The following is a 20450-nucleotide window of genomic DNA, read 5'->3' as shown; positions in this document are numbered from 1 at the left end:
GCTTTGTTGTTTGTATCTAAGGGGCAGCAGAATCAGTTGAGCAGGGTCTGGATCTTCGAGTGCAGCGTTTCCATGGTGAACGGCTTGGCGAGGATGGGCGCTTTTTTGGTGATCGGGCTGCCGCAATCAACGATCTCAGCCGGGTAGCCGCTGATGAAGATGACCTTGAGTTCCGGTCGCAGCTTGACGGCGGGCTCGGCGATCATGACGCCGGACACGCCGCCGGGCAGGCGGTAATCGGTGATCATCAAATCGAGGTGGGGTTTGGTGGCAAGAATTTCGAACGCCTGCTCCCCGTTCTCCGCCTGCAACACCCGATAGCCTTCGCCCGACAGGTAGTCGGAGAGCAGCATCAGAATGAGCGGCTCGTCTTCGACGATGAGTACGACATTTTCTGCATCAGAGCTCATTTGAACGCCTTTGATCTTATAGATAGCTGCCATTACGACCATGGCCCGCGCTGGAGGTTGCGCAGGGTGTTCAGTTATTTGATTGAAGGCCAGATGGGTCGGCCTAACGGCCTCCTGTTTCGCCTTCGGCGAGTTACTTGGAAAAGCACCCCAAGTAACCAAGGGTGCTTGCTCTCGGTTGGGCCCGACTGCGTCGGGTTCCTTCACTCCGGTCCCGTTCCGTGGGCCCGCCGCCATCCATGCCGCTCGGCCCACTCCACGAGACCTGCGTTCAGCCTGCACCCAAGTCGCGTTTTGCGTCGTCTGGCAGGCTTGTGTATGAAGATCAAGATCACAGCAACAGCAACAGCATTCGCGAGCAAGCTCGCTCCCACAGGTAGGGGGTGCTATCAGCAAAATTGTTGGCGCTTGGGCTGGCCTCTTCCCGGCTAAAGCCGTTCCACTAAACAGCAGCGCGTTCAGTCAGTGGGACTGGCTCCGACTGTAGGACCGGCTTTAGCCGGGAAGCTTTTGCTGTTGATCTTCTACGCGATAGCCCAGACACCGCAGCACGCGACTTGGGTGCAGGCTGAACGCAGGTCTCGCTCCGTGGGCCGAGCCGCATGGATGCGGCGAGAGCTGCCCCCCGCCATGGATGGCGGATGGCAGCGGGCCCACGGAGCGGGACCGGAGTGAAGGAACCCTGACGAAGGAAGGGCCCAACCAGGAGCAGGCACCCTTGGTTACTTGGGGTGCTTTTCCAAGTAACTCGCCGAAGGCGAAACAGTCTGCCCCCAGGCAGACGCTTGTGATCTTGATCTTAGATATCTTGATCAGAGCGGCAATGAAACCCGAAACATCGACCCCGCCCCTTCCTCGCTCTCGACACTGATCCGCCCGCCATGGGCGCCCACTATCTGGTCGGAAATAAACAACCCAAGGCCAAGCCCCGCCACCGCATGACTGGCCGCGACCCGCTCGAACTGCTGAAAAATACGCTTCTGGTTTTCCGGACTGATCCCGATCCCGTGATCGCGCACCTCCACCCGCGCCTCACCGGCCTCGCTGTAAACGCGCAACTCAATCGGCTTATGCGCGCCGTAGCGCAACGCATTGGTCAACAGATTCGCCACCACCTGCTCGATGCGAAACTCATCCCACACCCCAATCACCGGCGTCGTCGCATGCAGCGTCACCGCGCTGCCGGCGGCGGCGATCTGCGCGGAATAGCTCTCCACCAGATTGACCACCAACTCCGACAAATCAAAAGGACTGGTCCGAATCGACAGCTTGCCCGTACGAATCCGCGACACATCGAGCATGTCCTCGATCAAGCGAATCAGGCTCTGGATCTGCCGCTCATCACGATCCACCATGGCCCGCAGTTTCTCCATGGTGAACGCCGACGCATTGTCCTTGGCCAAGTGCAGCTTGCGCAGCTGGGTCTCCAGAATCAGCCCGTTGAGCGGCGTGCGCACCTCGTGGGAGACGATCGACATAAAGTCATCACGCATGCGAATCGCACGTTCAAGCTCGCTCTGCGTCGACTTCAGCTCGCGCATCAGGGCTTCCTGTTCCTGACGGCTGTGCTCAAGCTCTTCGAGCTGCTGCTTCAGGGCCTTGCGCTGGCGATACAGGTCGACGAACACATTGACCTTGCTCTTCACCGCGTGAATATCGAGGGGCTTGTGCAGGAAATCCACGGCACCGCTTTCATAGCCCTTGAACGCGTAATTCAGCTCGCGCCCGGCGGCACTGACGAAGACGATGGGGATGTTCTTGGTCTTCTCCGTGCCGCGCATCAGCTCGGCGAGTTCGAAGCCGTTCATCCCTGGCATCTGCACGTCGAGAATCGCCATTGCAAACTCGTGTTCGAGCAGCAACGACAACGCCTCGTCCGCAGACAGCGCCTTGAACACCTGACGGTCCTCGCGCTTGATCAGCGCTTCGAGGGCGAGCAGGTTTTCCGGCAGATCGTCGACGATCAGCAGTTTGGCTTTGATTTCACTCAGCATGCAATTCGTTCCAGCTCGACAAGCAGGGACCCAATGTCGGGCAAAGGCAATAGAAAATCCGGCGTATGAAGGGCAAGCGCCGCCTCGGGCATGGTTCGCACGAGCGCTTGTGCCGGGTCCTGGACCACGGTGAGGCCACCGTACTCTTTGATTTTTGCGGTACCGCGCGCGCCGTCGCTGCTGGCGCCGGTCAGCAGCACCCCTGCCAGCCGCTTACCGTACGCGTCAGCAGCCGATTCGAACAGTACGTCGATGCTTGGGCGCGAATGATGTACCCGTTCTTCCTGACTCAATGACAGACTGAAATCATTCTCCACCGACAGGTGATACCCGGGCGCGGCGAAGTAAAGCGTGCCCGGCGCGATGGTTTCCTTGTCGTCGGCCTCCTTGACCGGCATGGCCACGCTCATGGCGAAGACCTCGGCCAGGTGGCTGCGGCGCTGGTCCGGCACGTGGAGCACCGCAACGATCGGCAACCGGTAGCCCTTGGGCAGCGTGCGGAAAATCTTCAACAGCGCTTCGACACCGCCGGCCGATGCGCCGACCACAATCGCGTCCACCGCCGGCAGCGCGGGCTGGTCGGGGGACGGGCAAGGAAACGACGTTCTCATGATTTGCGGTAGATCCGCTCGAGTTTGACCAGAGGGTCGAACTGGTTTTTGTACCCGGAGAAATCCAGGGTTTCCTTGCTGCCCAGCACGAGGAATCCGCGGTGGCACAGGGACTCGTGAAACAGCCCGAAGGCGCGGTCCTGCAGCTTCTTGTTGAAGTAGATCAGCACATTGCGGCAGGAGATCAACTGTGTTTCGGAGAACACGCTGTCTGTCGCCAGGCTGTGATCGGCGAAGGTGACGTTCTCCCGCAAGGTCTTATCGAAGATCGCGTAATCGTAGGCGGCCGTGTAGTACTCCGAAAACAGCCGCTTGCCGCCGGCCTTGATGTAGTTCTCGTTGTAGGCGCGCATGTTTTCCATGGAGAAGATGCCTTGCTTGGCCTTCTCCAGCGAATTGGGATTGATGTCGGTGGCGTAGATGATCGTGCGATCGAGCAGGCCTTCCTCGCGCAGCAGGATCGCCATCGAGTAAACCTCCTCCCCGGTGCTGCACCCGGCAATCCAGACTTTGACCGACGGGTAGGTCTTGAGCAGCGGCACGACTTCTTCGCGGATCGCCAGGAAGTGCGTCGGGTCGCGGAACATCTCGCTGACCGGGATCGTCAGGAATTGCAGCAGTTGCATGAACGCCGAAGGGTCATGCAACACCCGCTCCTGCAACGCGGAAATGGTCTTCAGTTCAAATTGACGCAACGCGTGGGCCACACGTCGTTTCACCGACGCACCCGAGTAATCGCGGAAATCGTAGCTGTACTTCAAGTAAATCGCTTCAATGAGCAAGCGTAACTCGATATCGGCGTCTCGTTCTTGGTGCATCGGCAACACTCTGGATCGGGCAAAAAGGCGGTCAATTGATCCGGTTCATTCAGATACGTTCCATCTTGGGCATCCACACGCGAATCAGCGAGAACAGCCGGTCCAGGTCAATCGGTTTCGCCAGGTAGTCGTTGGAACCGGCCTGCAGGCAGCGATCCTGATCGTCTTTCATCGCTTTGGCGGTGACGGCAATGATCGGCAGCTTGCGCCAGCGCGGGTTCTTGCGAATCTCGATGGTGGCTTCGTAGCCGTCCATCTCCGGCATCATCACGTCCATCAGCACCAGATCGATGTCCTCGACGGTGTTGAGCTTCTCGATCGCCTCCAGCCCATTGCGCCCCACCTCGACGATGGCGCCTTTGTGCTCCAGCGCGCTGGTCAGGGCGAAGATGTTGCGTACGTCGTCGTCGACCACGAGGATCTTGCGCCCTTCGAACACACGGTCGCGACTGCGCGCGGTCTTGAGCATCTTCTGGCGCTCGTTCGACATCTGCGACTCGACCTTGTGCAGGAACAGCGTCACCTCATCGAGCAACCGCTCCGGCGAGCGCGCGCCTTTGATGATGATGGTGCGCGAGTACTTCAGCAGCTCGGCTTCTTCGTCACGGGTCAGGTTGCGGCCGGTGTAGACGATGACCGGCGGGAACGCGCAGATCTCGTCGATGGACATGCGCTTGAGCAACTCGTTGCCGAGCATGTCCGGCAGTTTCAGGTCGATAATCATGCAGTCGTAGGCGTTGTCGCGCAGCAGATCAAGGGCGTCCTGAGCGAAGCCGACTGCCGTGATCTCGATGTCATCGTCGCCGATCAGGCGCGCGATGCTGTCACGCTGCAAGGCATCGTCTTCGACCAGCAGGATGCGTTTGACCTTCTGGGTAAGCTTGGCTTCGAGGCGGGCGAAGACATCCTTGAGCTCTTCGCGGGTGGTCGGTTTGACCGCGTAGCCGATGGCGCCCATTTGCAGCGCCGCTTCCTGACGGTCTTCGACGGAAATGACGTGCACCGGGATGTGGCGGGTGCTTGGCAGCTCTTTCAGACGTTGCAGGACCGTCAGACCGGAATGGTCCGGCAGGCGCATGTCCAGCAGCACAGCGTCCGGAATAAACGAGGAGGCCAGGTCGAAGCCTTCGTCGGCGGCATGGGCCACCAGGCAGTTGTAGCCCAGTTCATGGGCCAGATCGTAGAGGATGTGGGCAAAGCGCACTTCGTCTTCGATGACCAGGATGCAGCGATTGCTGAACGGCGCCTTCTCGCGGTCATCAGCGAAGCGCGGAATGGGTGTTGCCGCCGCCGCAGGCTTGGCAGCGACAGGCGCAGGCGGCGTGATGCGGGCTGGAACCGGCGCAGGCTGCACAGCCGCTGCTGGCCCCTCGACGTACTGTGAAGGCTCGACTTCGACGTACTCTTCCGGCATGACCAGGGTGAAAATACTGCCCTGCCCCGGCGCGCTGGTCACGCTGATCGAACCGCCCAGCAGGCGGGCCAGATCGCGGGAAATCGACAGCCCCAGACCCGTGCCGCCGTAACGGCGATTGGTGGTGCCGTCGGCCTGACGGAACGCTTCGAAAATGCTCTCCTGCTGCTCCTCGGCGATGCCGATCCCGGAGTCGCGAACGGTGAAGGCCACGCCCTCGCCCGGCTGACGGGACACGGTCAGGCTGACGGTGCCGCTTTCGGTGAACTTGACGGCGTTGGACAGCAGGTTCTTGAGGATCTGCTCCAGGCGCTGGCGATCGGTGTATAGCGAGACCGGCGTGCCTGACTGGATCTCCACCGAGAACTCCAGCTTCTTCTCGGCCGCCAACGGTTCGAAGGTCATGCGCAGGCCTTCGACCAAGCGGCTGACGCCGCTGTTTTCCGGCCGCATGTCGAGCTTGCCGGCTTCGACTTTGGAGATGTCCAGAATGTCGTTGATCAGGTTGAGCAAGTCATTGCCGGCGGAGTAGATCGATTCGGCAAACTTGACCTGCTCGGCGGTGAGGTTGTCCTGCGGGTTTTCCGCCAGCAGCTTGGCCAGAATCAACGAGCTGTTCAGCGGCGTGCGCAGCTCGTGGGACATGTTGGCCAGGAACTCGGACTTGTACTTGCTTGAGCGCTGCAACTCGTCGGCGCGGGCTTCCAGTTCAATCTGTGCGATGTGCAGTTCTTCATTATTGCGGTCCAGCGCATCACGCTGATCGCCCAGCGCCTTGCTCTGCTCGGCCAACTGTTCGTTGGTCTGCTCAAGCTCCGCCTGCTGGATTTCCAGGTGCGCCTGGGACTCCTTGAGAATCCGCGACTGTTCTTCCAGCTCTTCATTGGCGGTGCGCAATTCTTCCTGCTGCACTTGAAGCTCTTCGTTGAGCTGCTGGGTTTCGGCGAGCACTTCCTGCAAACGTTGACGGTAGCGGGCTGCCTCGATAGAGGTGCCCACGTTCTCGGCCACCAGCTCAAGGAACTCCAGGTCACGGGGCGTCAGCTCGCGAAGAAAGCCCAGCTCGATCACGCCGTTGACGTGGTCATCGTTGCTGGTCGGCACCACCACGACGCTGCGCGGTGAGCCTTCGCCCAGGCCGGAGGTGACTTTGAAATAGTCCTGAGGGACGTTGTCCAGGGTGATGATCTGATCCTGCTCGGCCGCCTTGCCGACCACGCCTTCACCGCTGTAGATCGACTGCTCGTGCTGTTCCTGCTCGCGGGAGAAACCATAGGACGCCACGCGCACCAGACCGCCATGCTCCTGGCGTACGTACACCGCCGCCACGACCGCACCCAGGTACTGGGCGAAGAAATGCAGCACGTTGCGGCCCAGCAGATTGAGGGTGAGCTGGCCGATCACCTGCTCGGCCAGTTCGCTCTGACCGTTGCGCAGCCAGGCGACGTGGGACAAGCGCTCGGCGTCCAGCTGTTGGGCCTTGAGGTTGGCGGCGTAAGTGTCGGACAGCGTGGTCATGTCCCGACGCCCGACCCAGGCAAGGATCCCGCTGACGATCAGAATAAAGGCGATGTACAACGAGACCGACATCACGGTGGTGTGGGTAACGTCGGTGTTGCGTGTCAGCCGCAGCTGATGCTCGATGTCCGCCGCCTGCTCGTATTGATCACGCATCTCGTCGGACAGGCGCTTGCCGCGACGATTCTGGATCTGCGTCTGGTAGTCGCCGCCAGTGCGTCGAAGGGTAATCATCTCTTGGGCGAACTCGCCCCACGACGCTTGCAGCCCGGCCAGCCGCTTGAATCGATCGACCTGATCCGGGTTATCGGCGACCAGTTCTTCAAGCCCCTTGAGCTCGGTGCTGATGGCCGGCTTGGCCACCTCGTAGGGATCGAGAAAGCGCTCGTCGCCGGTCAGCAGGAAGCCGCGCATACCGGTTTCCATGTCCACCGACAGCTTGAGCGAGCGATTGATATTGTTGATCACCCGATCGGTGTGTTCGACCCACTGGATCGCCGACAACAGGTAGGAAATCAGAATGACGAAGAAGGCCGCACTCAGCACGCCGACGGCCAAAGGTAAACTGACGTTGCGGCTTAACAGTTTGCGGAAACGTTGCTCGTCGACTGCAGAGTTGGTGATCATCACAAGGGCTCAGGCGGACTCGTCTAAACGACGGAGTTTGCCGCAAACCTCGGCAACAACTCCAGCATATGACGTAGAAGATTGAATTTTCTGACATTAGATAGGGAACAATCAGGCCCGAAATGTACATTTGAGTGCAACCAAAAAGCCACTACACTCAATTGAATCATGTTGTTGCGGCTCAGAACTTGGCACAATTGCGCCCCCCGGCGAAACGCTGAAAACCCAACGCCGTGCGATGCGCTCTCTGCCCAATTAAGGAACTTGCCATGTCCGATTCATCCCGCACGATTCTGGTGGTCGAAGATGACAACATCGTCAGGATGTTGATTGTCGACGTCCTCGAGGAGCTTGAGTACACCGTGCTGGAAGCAGCAGATGCCGCCGAGGCCCTTGCGGTCCTGCACAACGCTGGCCAGACCATCGACTTGATGATGACCGACCTGGGCCTGCCGGACATGAACGGCAAGGACCTCGCCGTCAAGGCACGTGAGGCCCGCCCGGACATCCCGGTGCTGTTCGCCAGCGGCTACGCGGATTCCGTTGATGTGCCTGAGGGCATGCACAATATCGGCAAGCCGTTTTCCATCGACCAGCTGCGTGACAAGGTAAAGGGCATCCTTGGCGACTGAGCAACTGGCGCAGCGATCCCCGATCCATGTGCTGATCATTGGCTACGTCTGGCCCGAGCCGCGTTCGTCTGCGGCCAGCGGGCATGTCATGCAACTCATCGACTGTTTTCTCGAACAGGGCTGGCGGATCACGATCGCCAGCGCCGCCACGGAAGGCGAGCACAAGGCCGACCTGGCCGCGCTGGGCATCACGGAAGTCGCCATCGCCCTCAACCACAGCAGCTTTGACGCCTTCGTCCATGAGCTGCAGCCCGACGTGGTGTTGTTCGACCAGTTTTTGATGGAAGAGCAGTTCGGCTGGCGGGTGGAGAAGCACTGCCCGAACGCCCTTCGCCTGCTTGAGAGCTCCGACTTGCAGAGCCTGCGCCATGCCCGTCATCAGGCGGTCAAGGAACGCCTCGACGGCAAGCCCGATGCTGACCTGACTGACTATTTCCAGACGCCCCGGGATCAGCTGTTCACCCGGATGGCGACCACTGACCTGGCCCAGCGCGAGATCGCCGCGATCCACCGCAGTGACCTGAGCCTGATGGTCTCCGACGTCGAAATCGACCTGCTGACCCAGGCGTTTTCGGTGCCCGCGGCTCAGCTCCATTGGGTCCCGCTGCTGGTAAGAGAGCCGCGCAAGGCGCCCCTTGGCCCGCGAAGCTTTGAAGACCGGGCGCATTTCATCACCATCGGCAATTTCCGCCACGCCCCGAACTGGGATGCCGTGCTATGGCTGAAAAACACCGTCTGGCCGCTGATTCGCGCGCAACTGCCCACTGCTCAGGTTCATGTGTATGGCGCCTACACGCCGCCGAAGGCTGCGGCATTGCATAACGCCGCTCAGGGGTTTCACATCATGAACTGGGCCGAAGACGCGCTGGAAGTGATGGGCGCTGCGCGGGTGTCCCTGGCGCCGTTGCGATTCGGCGCGGGAATCAAGGGCAAGATCATCGATGCCATGGTCTGCGGCACACCCACCGTGACGACGCCCATCGGCGCCGAGGCCATGCACGGCGAACTGGCATTTCCTGGCGCCGTCGCCTGTGATGCGCAAGGGGTGGCAGACGCGGCGGTCAGTCTTTACAGCGATCAGGCGCGCTGGGAACAGGCACAACAGGACGGCTGGCAATTGCTGCCGGCGCGCTTTGGCCATGACCGCCATTGCGCCGTGCTGATCGACCGTATCCTGGCGCTGAGGGACACGCTGCAGGCCCATCGCGCGGCCCACTTCACCGGCGCCATGCTTCGCCATCATCAGCACAAGAGCACGCAGTACATGTCCCAATGGATCGAAGCCAAGAACAAGAACGCCTGAAGCGTTTATCTAGCGGACGGCGCGGCGCAACAGGTAGGTGTCCATGATCCAGCCTTTCTCTGCCCGCGCGGCTTCACGCGCTTGACGTATCTGCGCGCTGACCTCGTGCAGCGGGCCTGAAATGAGCATCTCGTCAGGGGTGCCGAGGTAGGCGCCCCAATAGATGTGTAAATCCTGATCGACGAACCGCTCGAAGGTGCAATAGGCGTCGAGCATCACCACACTGTTGCTGATGTACTCGCCCTGCTCCGCTGCAAGCTCCCGGCCGGTGGTGATGTGGATCGGCTCGCCGATGCGGTTCAGGCCGATGCGGTGCCCGGCGGCGAGCGCCTGCACGCTGGTGATGCCGGGAATGACCTCGTAGGCAAATGACTCACGGCCGCGGGCGAGCACCTGATCGAGAATCTTCAGGGTGCCGTCATACAGCGCCGGGTCGCCCCACACCAGAAACCCGCCGGTCTCGCCCGCCTTTACTTCATCGGCGATCAGTTGCTCGAACAACACGGCGCGCTGCTCGTGCCAGTGTTCGACCCCGCTGCGGTAAGACGGCGAATCGTCCTTGCGCCGAGGATCGCTCACCTGCACCAGACGATAGTCATGGCCCTCGATGTAGCGCTCGCAAATCTCCCGGCGCAACGCCAGCAGGTCGTCATTGGCGTAGCCCTTGTCGAGCATGAAAAACACCTGGGTGCGGTTCAGCGCCTTGATCGCCTGAATGGTGATGTGCTCGGGATTGCCTGCGCCGATGCCGATCACGAGGATTTTTTTCATGGGGTGGCGGTTCTCTGAAGGCGTTCGCAGAAGGTGCATCAGCGTATCGGGTTGTTGATGGGTGTGGTTAGTCCACTGCGCAGATGAGCAGCACGCGCAGAATTGATGGCGCTTAGACTGGCCTCTTCCCGGCTGAAGCCGGTCCTACTGAGGCACCGCGTTCAGCCTGTAGGACTGGCTTTAGTTGGGAAAGCGTCAGACGTCACACCGCAGGATTGATGGTGCTCAAAACGGCGTCTTCCCGGCTGAAGCCGGTCCTACCAAAACCAACGCGTGTAGCCTGTAGGACTGGCTTTAGCCGGGAAAGCGTCAGACGTCACACCGCAGGATTGATGGTGCTCAAAACGGCGTCTTCCCGTCTGAAGCCGGTCCTACCAAGCACCGCGTTCAACCTGTAGGACTGGCTTTAGCCGGGAAAGCGTCAGACGTCACACCGCAAAATTGAGGCTGCTCAGACTGGCTTCTTCCCGGCTGAAGCCGGTGCTACTGAAGCCACGCGCCCATCTGCCTCTGTTTAACGCCTGTATCTGTATTCCGCCCGACAAATAGTGCACATTAACCTCACGCCATTCTCCAGACCGGCACACGCATGACCAAAACAACAAGAGTCACCGACCCCGCCTATGAGCTGATGGATGACCATAACGGTCTGTCGATCATCTACCGTGAGCATGGCTTTCCCTGTCCGCTGGTGCGCTGGCATTTCCACAAGGAATACGAGCTGCACCTGATCGTTGCGAGTTCCGGGAAGGTCTTCGTCGGCGATTACATCGGCAATTTCTACCCCGAGACGCTGTTCCTCACCGGCCCCAATCTGCCCCATAACTGGATCAGTCAGATCGCGGAAGACGAGGTCGTGCCCAAACGCGACATGCTGGTGAACTTCACCGAAGAGTTGCTCGAAAGCGGCAATCAGGTGTTTGCCGAACTCAAGGCCCTGGCGCCGTTGCTCGAGCGCGCCCGGTACGGCATTGAATTCCGCTGCAAGCGGACCGTCCGCCAGGCCACCAAGCTGATGCAGAAAATCGCCGACACCACGGGCATGACACGGCTGGGGCACTTTTTCATTTTGCTGGAAGTGCTGGCGGCCAGTGATGATTTCCAGTTGCTGTCGGGCACCACCGCGTCCCAGCTGTCCGACGATCACGCCGTGGAGCGCACCAACAAAGCCGTGGAATACATCTTCACCCACTACGCCCGCGAACTGCCGCTGGAAGAAGTGGCCGAATACCTGGGCATGAAGCCGACCTATTTTTCCCGTGTGTTCAAGCAGGCCACCGGGCGCTGCTTTGTGGAATTCGTCAACCGGCTGCGGATCAGCAAGTCCTGTGAATTGCTCGCCGATGGCGACCGGCCGGTGACCGACGTCTGCTTCGAGTCAGGTTTCAATAACATCTCCAACTTCAATCGACGCTTCCAGAAACTCAAAGGCATGACCCCCTCGCACTACCGACGCCTCGCTGTACAGCGCCTGACCGAACAAAACCTGTACTGATTCGTTGCCCCGTCGCACCCATCAACTACGCTGGAACTGCCCCGCCCCACGCGCTGGCGCAGTTGTGCAGCGCGCCCGTCGGAAACCTCAGTGCAAAAAAGTATCAGTTCAAGTGCGCCGCAGGATTTGTCAACCAGCGCGCACAAGGCTGTAATCAGCTGACATTCTTCCTGGCCTCCGGAAGAAACAAAAACAATAACCAAGCTTCTGACGTCCGCCTGGGCGCAGAAGAGGAGTGATAAATGAAGACCTCTGCAAATGTTCTCCTTGCCGGTACCTGTCTGACCCTCCTGTCCCTGTGCACCACCGCCACTGCCGGTGAAGTCACCATCGCCACCGTCAACAACAGCGACATGATCCGCATGCAGCGGCTGTCCAAGACCTTCGAAGAACAGCACAAAGACATCAAGCTCAAGTGGGTGGTGCTGGAAGAGAACGTGCTGCGTCAACGCCTGACCACCGACATCGCCACAAAAGGCGGCCAGTTCGACGTGTTGACCATCGGCATGTACGAAGCCTCACTGTGGGGTGCCAAGGGCTGGCTCAAAGAAATGAATGACCTGCCGGCGTCCTACGCGCTGGACGACGTATTTCCTTCGGTACGCGACGGCTTGTCGGTCGAAGGCAAACTCTTCGCCCTGCCGTTCTACGCAGAAAGCTCGATCACTTACTACCGCAAAGACCTGTTCAAGGCCGCCGGCCTGACCATGCCGGAGCGTCCGACCTGGACGCAGATCTCCGAATTCGCCGACAAACTCACCGACAAGTCCAAGGAACAGTACGGCATCTGCCTGCGCGGCAAGGCAGGCTGGGGCGAGAACATGGCGGTGATCACCACCATCGCCAACTCGTTTGGCGCCCGCTGGTTCGACGAACAGTGGAAGCCGCAATTCGATCAGCCTGAATGGAAGAACGCGCTGACCTTCTACACCAACGTCATGAAGAAGGACGGCCCACCCGGCGCCTCCAGCAACGGCTTCAACGAAAACCTCGCCCTGTTCAACAGCGGCAAGTGCGCAATCTGGGTCGATGCCAGCGTGGCCGGCTCGTTCGTCACCGACAAATCACAGAGTAAAGTCGCCGACAGCGTAGGCTTCACCTATGCGCCGCACGAAGTCACCGACAAAGGCTCGGCGTGGCTGTACTCGTGGGCTCTGGCGATTCCGACCAGCGCCAAGAACGACAAGGACGCCCGCGCCTTCACCGAATGGGCCACGTCCAAAGAGTACGCCGCGCTGGTCGCCGAGAAAGACGGCGTGTCCAACGTGCCGCCAGGCACCCGCGCATCGACCTACACCGATGCCTACAAACAGGCTGCGCCGTTCGCCAACATCACCCTGGAATCCCTCAAGGCCGTGACGCCTAAAGCGCCGACCCTCAAGCCGGTGCCGTATGTGGGCATCCAGTTGGTGACCATCCCCGAGTTCCAGTCGATCGGCACCTCCGTCGGCCAACAGTTCTCGGCAGCACTGGTGGGGACCTCCAGCGTGGATCAGGCATTGACCAGCGCGCAAAGCGTGGCCGAGCGTGAAATGAAGCGCGCGGGTTACCCGAAAAAGGGCTGACACCCGCTGCTTGACGGCGGCAGGCGCTGATTGCCTGCCGCCCACGTTCACGCTTCTGCCCGGTCCGGAGTCAACATGAACACCTCAACCCTCACCCCGCGCACCGCCGCGGCTGACGATAAGTCGTCTGCCAAGGGCAGCGTCACCAAGCCCGGCTGGTTTCTGGTCAGCCCCTCGGTGCTGTTGCTGCTGGTCTGGATGATCGTGCCGCTGGGCATGACCATCTACTTCTCGCTGATCCGCTACAACCTGCTTAACCCCGGCGAAAACGAATTCGTCGGGCTGGAGAACTTCGAATTCTTCGTCACCGACGCAGGCTTTCTGCCCGGCGCCATGAACACGCTGTTGCTGGTCGGCAGTGTGCTGGCCATCAGCGTGATCCTCGGCGTGCTGATCTCGGCGTTGCTAGAAGCCAGTGAGTTTCTCGGTCGCGGCATCGTGCGCGTGCTGCTGATTTCGCCGTTCTTCATCATGCCGACGGTCAGCGCGCTGATCTGGAAGAACCTGATTTTCCACCCGGTGTCCGGGATTCTCGCCTGGGTCTGGAAGCTGTTCGGTGCCCAGCCGGTGGACTGGCTGGCGAATTACCCGATGCTGTCGATCATCATCATTGTGTCGTGGCAGTGGCTGCCCTTCGCGATCCTGATTCTGATGACCGCCATGCAGTCCCTGGATCAGGAACAGAAGGAAGCGGCGCGCCTGGACGGCGCCGGCCCGATCGCCATCTTCTGGCACCTGACCCTGCCGCACCTGGCGCGCCCGATCGCCGTGGTGGTGATGATCGAAACGATCTTCCTGCTCTCGGTGTTCGCCGAAATCTTCACCACCACCAACGGCGGCCCGGGCTTCGCTTCCACCAATCTGGCGTACCTGATCTACAACCAGGCACTGCTGCAATTCGACGTGGGCATGGCATCGGCGGGCGGCTTGATTGCCGTCGTGATTGCCAACATTGCCGCGATCATCCTGGTCCGGATGATCGGCAAAAACCTCACCGACAAGTCTTGAGGGCAAGGCCATGATGACGCTCAAACAATCCCGTCGCCTGCAAAGTGCCCTGCTCGGCACCTTGTCGTGGCTGATCGCGGCGCTGATTTTCTTCCCGATCTTCTGGATGGTCCTGACCAGCTTCAAGACCGAGATCGACGCGTTCGCCACGCCGCCGCAGTTCATCTTCACACCGACCCTGGAAAACTACCTGCACATCCAGGAGCGCAGTGACTACTTCCACTTCGCCTGGAACTCGATCCTGATCTCTTTCAGCGCGACGATCCTGTGCCTGCTGATCGCGGTGCCGGCGGCCTACTCCATGGCGTTTTTCGAAACCAAAAGGACCAAGGGCACGCTGCTGTGGATGCTCTCGACCAAGATGCTGCCGCCGGTGGGCGTGCTGATGCCGATCTACCTGCTGGCCAAGACCTTCGGCCTGCTGGATTCGCGCATTGCGCTGATCGTGATCTACACGCTGATCAACCTGCCGATCGTGGTCTGGATGATTTACACCTACTTCAAGGACATCCCCGGGGAGATTCTCGAAGCGTCGCGGCTGGACGGTGCCACCACGCGCCAGGAAATCTTTCGCGTGCTGATCCCGATCTGCAAGGGCGGGCTGGCATCGACGGCGCTGCTGTCGCTGATCCTGTGCTGGAACGAGGCGTTCTGGTCACTGAACCTGACCTCTTCGAATGCCGCCCCGCTGACCGCGTTGATCGCCTCGTATTCCAGCCCTGAAGGGTTGTTCTGGGCCAAATTGTCGGCGGTGTCGACCCTGGCCTGCGCGCCAATCCTGATCTTCGGCTGGATCAGCCAGAAACAATTGGTCCGCGGGCTGTCGTTTGGTGCGGTGAAATGATCGACACATGATGGTTTCCACGCTCCGCGTGGTAACGATCCCGGGCAGATTTTTAGCCTCTGAACTTTGAAGAATAAAACTGGAGCCCCTCATGGCTAACCTGACAATCAGAAATCTGCAAAAAGGCTTCGACGGCCACCAGATCATCAAAGGCATCGACCTGGACGTGAAGGACCGTGAATTCGTGGTCTTCGTCGGTCCGTCGGGCTGTGGCAAATCCACCCTGCTGCGCCTGATCGCGGGCCTTGAAGACGTCACCAGCGGCAGCATCGAACTGGATGGCCGCGAGATCACCCAGGTCACCCCGGCCAAGCGCGACCTGGCGATGGTGTTTCAGACCTACGCGCTGTACCCCCACATGACCGTCGGCAAAAACCTGTCGTTCGCCCTCGACCTGGCCGGCACGCCAAAGGCCGAGGTCAAGAAAAAGGTCGACGAAGCCGCGCGTATCCTCGAGCTGGGCCCGCTGCTGGAACGCAAGCCCAAGCAGCTGTCGGGTGGTCAACGCCAGCGCGTTGCAATCGGTCGCGCCATCGTGCGCAACCCGAAGATCTTCCTGTTCGACGAACCGCTGTCCAACCTCGACGCCGCCCTGCGGGTGCAGACCCGCCTGGAGCTGTCGCGCCTGCACAAAGAGCTGCAGGCAACGATGATCTACGTGACCCACGATCAGGTCGAAGCCATGACCCTGGCCGACAAAGTGGTCGTGCTCAACGGCGGTCGCGTCGAACAGGTCGGTTCGCCGCTGGAGCTGTACCACCACCCGGCCAACCTGTTCGTCGCAGGTTTTCTTGGCACGCCGAAGATGGGCTTCCTCAAGGGCATCATCAGCGGCGTCGAGGCCTCGGCCTGTGAAGTCACCCTGGACGCCGGGACAAAAGTCCTGCTGCCCTTCACCAACGCGCAACAGAGCGTCGGCGACTCGGTGACCTTGGGGATTCGCCCCGAGCACCTGGAGCTGGCCAACGAAGGCGATTGCCAGCTGACCGTCATCGCCGACGTCAGCGAACGCCTGGGCAGCGACACCTATTGCCACGTACGCACCATCTCCGGCGAGCCGCTGACCATGCGCATTCGCGGGGACCTGGCCAGCCAGTACGGCGAAACCCTGAAACTGCACCTCAACAGCGCCCATTGCCACCTGTTCGACGCCCAGGGCCAGGTCATCCGCCGCGCCCTGCAGGCCGCAGCCTGATCCCTCGCACTCCACAGCATTCGGGAACACCGTCATGAAACTGAACAAGCAGAACCTCTCCAACCTGGGCGCCGGCATCGCCATCCCGGCCTACGCCCTCGACGAGCGTCGTCAGGGTATCGCGCACATCGGCGTCGGTGGTTTTCACCGCGCCCACCAGGCGTTTTACACCGATGCGCTGATGTCCCTCGGGGCCAATGAAGGCAGCGGCGAAGGCCTGGACTGGGCCATTTGCGGGGTCAGCCTGCGCGAGGAAGACCGTGCCAATTTCGAGGCGCTGAAGGGCCAGGACTTTCTCTACACGCTGTTCGAGCTGGGCGACACCCCGGACACCGAAACCCGGGTGATCGGCGCCATGAGCCAGATGCTCATGTCCACCGATAGTGACCTGACGCTGATCGACAAACTCGCCAGCCCGGACATCCGCATCGTCTCGCTGACCATCACCGAAGGCGGCTACTGCATCGACGACAGCACCGGCGAATTCATGAGCCACCTGCCGCAGATCCAGTACGACCTCGAACACCCCGCCACGCCGAAAACCGTGTTCGGTTACCTGTGCGCCGCCTTGACCCGCCGCCGCGCGGAAGGCACCCCGGCGTTCACCCTGATGTCCTGCGATAACCTGCCGCACAACGGCGCGGTGACACGCAAAGCCCTGCTGGCCTTCGCCCAACTCCGCGACCCGGAACTGCATGACTGGATCGCTGAGCACGTCAGCTTCCCCAACGCCATGGTCGACCGCATCACGCCGATGACCAGCACCGCCCACCGCCTGCAACTGCACGACCAGAAAGGCATCGACGACGCCTGGCCGGTGGTCTGCGAACCCTTCGTGCAGTGGGTGCTGGAAGACAAGTTCGTCAACGGCCGTCCGGCCTGGGAAAAGGTCGGCGTGCAGTTCACCGACGACGTAACCCCGTACGAAGAAATGAAGATCAAGCTGCTCAACGGCAGCCACCTGGCGCTGACCTATCTCGGGGCCTTGAAGGGCTATCGCTTCGTCCACGAAACCATGAACGACCCGCTGTTCGTCGGCTACATCCGCACCTACATGGACCTGGACGTCACCCCGCAACTGGCGCCGGTGCCGGGCATCGACCTGACCGAGTACAAACAGACCCTGATCGACCGCTTCTCCAACCAAGCGATCGCCGACCAGCTTGAGCGGGTGTGCTCCGACGGCTCGTCGAAATTCCCGAAATTCACCGTGCCGACCATCAACCGTCTGATCGTCGACAGCGGCAACATGGACCGCGCCTCGCTGGTGGTGGCGGCTTGGGCGCTGTATCTGCAGGGCAATCGCAACGGGGACTTCACCGGCGAGAACGGCTTGCCGTACACCGTCGTCGACCCGCGCGCAGACTTCTGCAAGGCGCTGGTGGCCGATGACGTGCTGGTGACCCAGCGCCTGCTGGAGGTGGAAGAAATCTTCGGTGCGGCGATTCCACAGTCCGCCGAGTTCGTGGCATCGTTCGAACACAACCTGAACAGCCTGAAGCAATTGGGCGTCAGCAAAACCCTGGAAAACCTGTTAGCGAAAACCGCCTGAGCTTCATAGGGGAAGAGGTGAATATGTTTCTCGGCATCGATTGCGGTACCCAAGGCACCAAAGCGATTGTTCTGGATGCGGTCAGCGGCAAGGTTCTGGGCGAAGGCTCGGGTGCGCACCACATGATCAGTGGCGCCAACGGTCGCCGTGAGCAGGATGTGCAGGAATGGCTCGATGCGTTCGAGCAAGCCACGGCCGCGGCCCTGCAGCAGGCCGGGGTGTCCGGCGCGGACATCCAGGCCATCGGCGTGTCCGGGCAGCAACATGGCCTGGTCATGCTTGACGAAACAGGCCAGGTGCTGCGCCCCGCCAAGCTGTGGTGCGACACGGAATCCGCGCCTGAAAATGATCGGCTGCTGACGTATCTGGGCGGTGAAGCCGGGTCGCTGGAGCGCCTGGGTATCGCCATCGCGCCGGGCTACACGGTCTCGAAACTGCTGTGGAGCAAAGAGCAGTTTCCCGAGCTGTTTGCCCGCATCGACAAAATTCTGCTGCCCCACGACTACCTCAATTACTGGCTCACCGGCCGCAGTTGCAGCGAGTTCGGCGATGCATCCGGCACCGGTTATTTCAACGTGCGCACCCGCGCATGGGACCTGGACATCCTTCAGCACATCGATCCCAGTGGCCGGCTGATCAAGGCGCTGCCGGAGCTGCTCGAGGCGCATCAGCCGGTCGGCACGATTCTCCCCGCGATCGCCGAGCGACTGGGCCTCAACCCGAAGGCCATCGTCTCCAGCGGCGGCGGCGACAACATGATGGGCGCCATCGGCACCGGCAATATCGCGCCGGGCTCGATCACCATGAGCCTGGGTTCGTCGGGCACGGTCTACGCCTTTGCCGAAGCAGGCAATGTCAGCGCGCAGCCGTCGGTGGCGACCTTCTGCTCCTCGTCGGGCGGCTGGCTGCCGCTGATCTGCACCATGAACCTGACCAACGCCACCAGTGCCTTCCGCGAGCTGTTCGCGCTGGACATCGGCGCCTTCAACGCAGCCGTGGCGTCCTCGCCGATTGGCGCACAAGGCGTGCTCGTGCTGCCCTTCCTCAACGGCGAGCGGGTGCCTGCCCTGCCCCACGCCACCGGGAGCATTCTCGGGCTGGACAGCACCAATCTGACCCAGGCCAACTTGTGCCGGGCGGTGGTCGAGGGCACCACCTTCGGCCTGCGTTACGGCCTGGACCTGTTGCGCGACAGCGGCATTAAGAGCGATAACATCCGCCTGATCGGCGGCGGCGCGAAAAGCGCGGTCTGGCGGCAGATTGTGGCCGACATCATGGACACGCCGGTCATCTGCACCACCGGCACCGAAGCGGCCGCATTGGGCGCAGCGATTCAGGCGGCGTGGTGTCATTCACACGTCGATGCCGGTGGTGACGGCGACGGCGAGTCGCTGCAGGCGCTGACCGAGCGTTGCGTCAGCCTCGACCCGGCCAGCGAAACCCGGCCGGTTGCCGAACACGTTGCGGCGTACCAAGCGGTTTATCAGCACTATCGCACTCAATTGCAGGGCCTCTGACGGGCAGCCCCGTCGGCCTTTATGGAGCAACTATGTATCTGGTCTGTGGCGAAGCACTGTTCGACTTTTTCTGTCAGCCGGACAGCGGACAACGCAACAAAGTGGGTTATCAGGCCATCGCCGGCGGTTCACCGTTCAACGTCGCGGTCGGCCTGCGCAGGCTGGGCATCGATGCCGGTTTTTTTGCCGGGATTTCCAGCGATTACCTGGGCAAGCGCCTGACGACCGTGCTCGCGGAAGAAGGCGTGCGCGATGACTTTCTGGTGCCTGTCGACGCACCCACCACCCTGTCGATGGTCGCCGTGGGCGCTGACGGCTCGCCGCAGTACAGTTTTCGCGGCGAAGGCTGCGCTGACCGGATGCTGAGCGTCGAGCATCTGCCGACGCTGGACGAGAGCGTGCGTGGCTTGCACGTGGGTTCGTTCTCGCTGGTGGTGCAGCCGGTCGCCGACGCGCTGCTGACGCTGGTGCGGCGGGAAAGCGGCAAGCGCTTGATCACGTTCGATCCCAATGTGCGCCTGAATCCGGCGCCGAGCATCGAGCTGTGGCGCAGTCAGGTGGCGAAGTTCGCCGAGCACGCGCACATCATCAAGGTCAGTGATGAGGACCTGGAGCTGTTGTATCCGGACAAAGAGGCGGCAGCGGTGGCCGAGGGTTGGCTGAAGGACAATTGCCAGTGGGTGATCATGACCCGCGGCCGTCAGGGCGCCACGGTGTTTACGCGGGATTTGGGCACGTGGTCGGTGGCGGCGCGCAAGGTGGAGACGGTGGATACAGTGGGTGCCGGGGATACGTTTCAGGCGGCGTTGATTGCGTTTCTGACGGAGCGGGGTCTGGACGAACCCGCCGCGCTGGCGGGGGTGGATAAGCCAACGCTGACGAAGATGCTGGAGTTTGCGGTGGCTGCGGCGGCGGTGACCTGCACGCGCGAGGGGCCGGATTTGCCCTATCGGGCGGAGGTGGTCTAGGCGACTGGCCCTTCTCAGATCAAGATCAACAGCGTCTGCCTGGGGGCAGACTGTTTCGCCTTCGGCGCCTTACTTTTGAAAAGCACCAAAAGTAAGCAAAAGTGCCTGCTCTCGGTTTGGCCCTTCCTTCGTCAGGGTTCCTTCACTCCGGTCCCGCTCCGTGGGCCCGCCGCCATCCGCCATCCATGGCGGGGGGCGGCTCTCGCGG

Annotated in this window: 16 protein-coding genes; 10 read left to right on the top strand and 6 right to left on the bottom strand. The window is 61.1% G+C overall.

The window, feature by feature from the left end; genetic code table 11:
* Positions 1-32: 32 nt before the first annotated feature.
* The 5 genes from BBI10_RS20190 to BBI10_RS20170 all read right to left on the bottom strand — a co-directional run bounded on the left by BBI10_RS20190 (position 33) and on the right by BBI10_RS20170 (position 7392).
* Complete coding sequence (locus BBI10_RS20190) at positions 33-410, bottom strand: response regulator (RefSeq protein WP_065991401.1); 378 nt, start codon at positions 408-410, stop codon at positions 33-35.
* A gap of 812 nt (positions 411-1222) precedes the next feature.
* Positions 1223-2404: a hybrid sensor histidine kinase/response regulator gene (locus BBI10_RS20185; RefSeq protein WP_065991400.1), complete on the bottom strand. Its 1182-nt coding sequence runs from the start codon at positions 2402-2404 to the stop codon at positions 1223-1225.
* Positions 2398-3015 carry a chemotaxis protein CheB gene (locus BBI10_RS20180; protein ID WP_065991399.1) on the bottom strand — a complete coding sequence of 206 codons (618 nt, stop codon included), beginning with the start codon at positions 3013-3015 and terminating at the stop codon, positions 2398-2400. Before BBI10_RS20180 ends, BBI10_RS20185 begins: the two co-directional genes overlap by 7 nt.
* Entirely contained in the window at positions 3012-3833 is an 822-nt protein-coding gene (locus BBI10_RS20175; RefSeq protein ID WP_065991398.1) for a CheR family methyltransferase, read from the bottom strand. Before BBI10_RS20175 ends, BBI10_RS20180 begins: the two co-directional genes overlap by 4 nt.
* A 49-nt stretch (positions 3834-3882) precedes the next feature.
* Positions 3883-7392: a response regulator gene (locus BBI10_RS20170; protein WP_065991397.1), complete on the bottom strand. Its 3510-nt coding sequence runs from the start codon at positions 7390-7392 to the stop codon at positions 3883-3885.
* A 269-nt stretch (positions 7393-7661) separates the two neighbouring features.
* Between BBI10_RS20170 and BBI10_RS20165 the strand changes: the two genes are divergently transcribed.
* Positions 7662-8024, top strand: a complete 363-nt coding sequence (locus BBI10_RS20165) for a response regulator (RefSeq protein WP_065991396.1) — start codon at positions 7662-7664, stop codon at positions 8022-8024.
* Positions 8014-9327, top strand: coding sequence for a glycosyltransferase (locus tag BBI10_RS20160; protein WP_244160401.1), 1314 nt, complete (start codon positions 8014-8016; stop codon positions 9325-9327). Before BBI10_RS20165 ends, BBI10_RS20160 begins: the two co-directional genes overlap by 11 nt.
* A gap of 9 nt (positions 9328-9336) precedes the next feature.
* Here the strand turns inward: BBI10_RS20160 and cobF are convergent, their stop codons facing one another.
* Positions 9337-10098 (bottom strand): precorrin-6A synthase (deacetylating), encoded by a 762-nt coding sequence (cobF, locus tag BBI10_RS20155; RefSeq protein WP_065991395.1) that lies wholly within the window; start codon positions 10096-10098, stop codon positions 9337-9339.
* Positions 10099-10687: 589 nt separating this feature from the next.
* Here cobF and BBI10_RS20150 point away from each other — a divergent pair.
* From BBI10_RS20150 to BBI10_RS20115, 8 genes are all read left to right on the top strand, one after another.
* Positions 10688-11593 (top strand): AraC family transcriptional regulator, encoded by a 906-nt coding sequence (locus BBI10_RS20150; RefSeq protein ID WP_065991394.1) that lies wholly within the window; start codon positions 10688-10690, stop codon positions 11591-11593.
* A gap of 242 nt (positions 11594-11835) precedes the next feature.
* Complete coding sequence (locus BBI10_RS20145) at positions 11836-13158, top strand: ABC transporter substrate-binding protein (RefSeq protein WP_065991393.1); 1323 nt, start codon at positions 11836-11838, stop codon at positions 13156-13158.
* A gap of 75 nt (positions 13159-13233) precedes the next feature.
* Complete coding sequence (locus BBI10_RS20140) at positions 13234-14166, top strand: carbohydrate ABC transporter permease (protein ID WP_065991392.1); 933 nt, start codon at positions 13234-13236, stop codon at positions 14164-14166.
* Between the two features lie 10 nt (positions 14167-14176).
* Complete coding sequence (locus BBI10_RS20135) at positions 14177-15010, top strand: carbohydrate ABC transporter permease (protein WP_065991391.1); 834 nt, start codon at positions 14177-14179, stop codon at positions 15008-15010.
* A gap of 91 nt (positions 15011-15101) precedes the next feature.
* A complete protein-coding gene (locus BBI10_RS20130; RefSeq protein ID WP_065991390.1) occupies positions 15102-16205 on the top strand; it encodes an ABC transporter ATP-binding protein in 1104 nt (367 codons plus the stop codon).
* A gap of 34 nt (positions 16206-16239) precedes the next feature.
* Positions 16240-17757, top strand: coding sequence for a mannitol dehydrogenase family protein (locus tag BBI10_RS20125; RefSeq protein ID WP_065991389.1), 1518 nt, complete (start codon positions 16240-16242; stop codon positions 17755-17757).
* A 23-nt stretch (positions 17758-17780) separates the two neighbouring features.
* Positions 17781-19274 carry a xylulokinase gene (gene xylB / locus BBI10_RS20120; RefSeq protein ID WP_065991388.1) on the top strand — a complete coding sequence of 498 codons (1494 nt, stop codon included), beginning with the start codon at positions 17781-17783 and terminating at the stop codon, positions 19272-19274.
* A 32-nt stretch (positions 19275-19306) separates the two neighbouring features.
* On the top strand, positions 19307-20242 hold the full coding sequence (locus BBI10_RS20115; RefSeq protein ID WP_065991387.1) for a carbohydrate kinase family protein: 936 nt from the start codon (positions 19307-19309) through the stop codon (positions 20240-20242).
* The last annotated feature ends 208 nt before the right edge of the window (positions 20243-20450 follow it).

Origin of the sequence: Pseudomonas graminis (assembly GCF_001705435.1) — a bacterium.
In the GTDB taxonomy this organism is placed as follows: domain Bacteria; phylum Pseudomonadota; class Gammaproteobacteria; order Pseudomonadales; family Pseudomonadaceae; genus Aquipseudomonas; species Aquipseudomonas graminis_B.
Note: the sequence above shows the minus strand (reverse complement) of the source record. Positions and strands in the feature narration are given on the sequence as shown.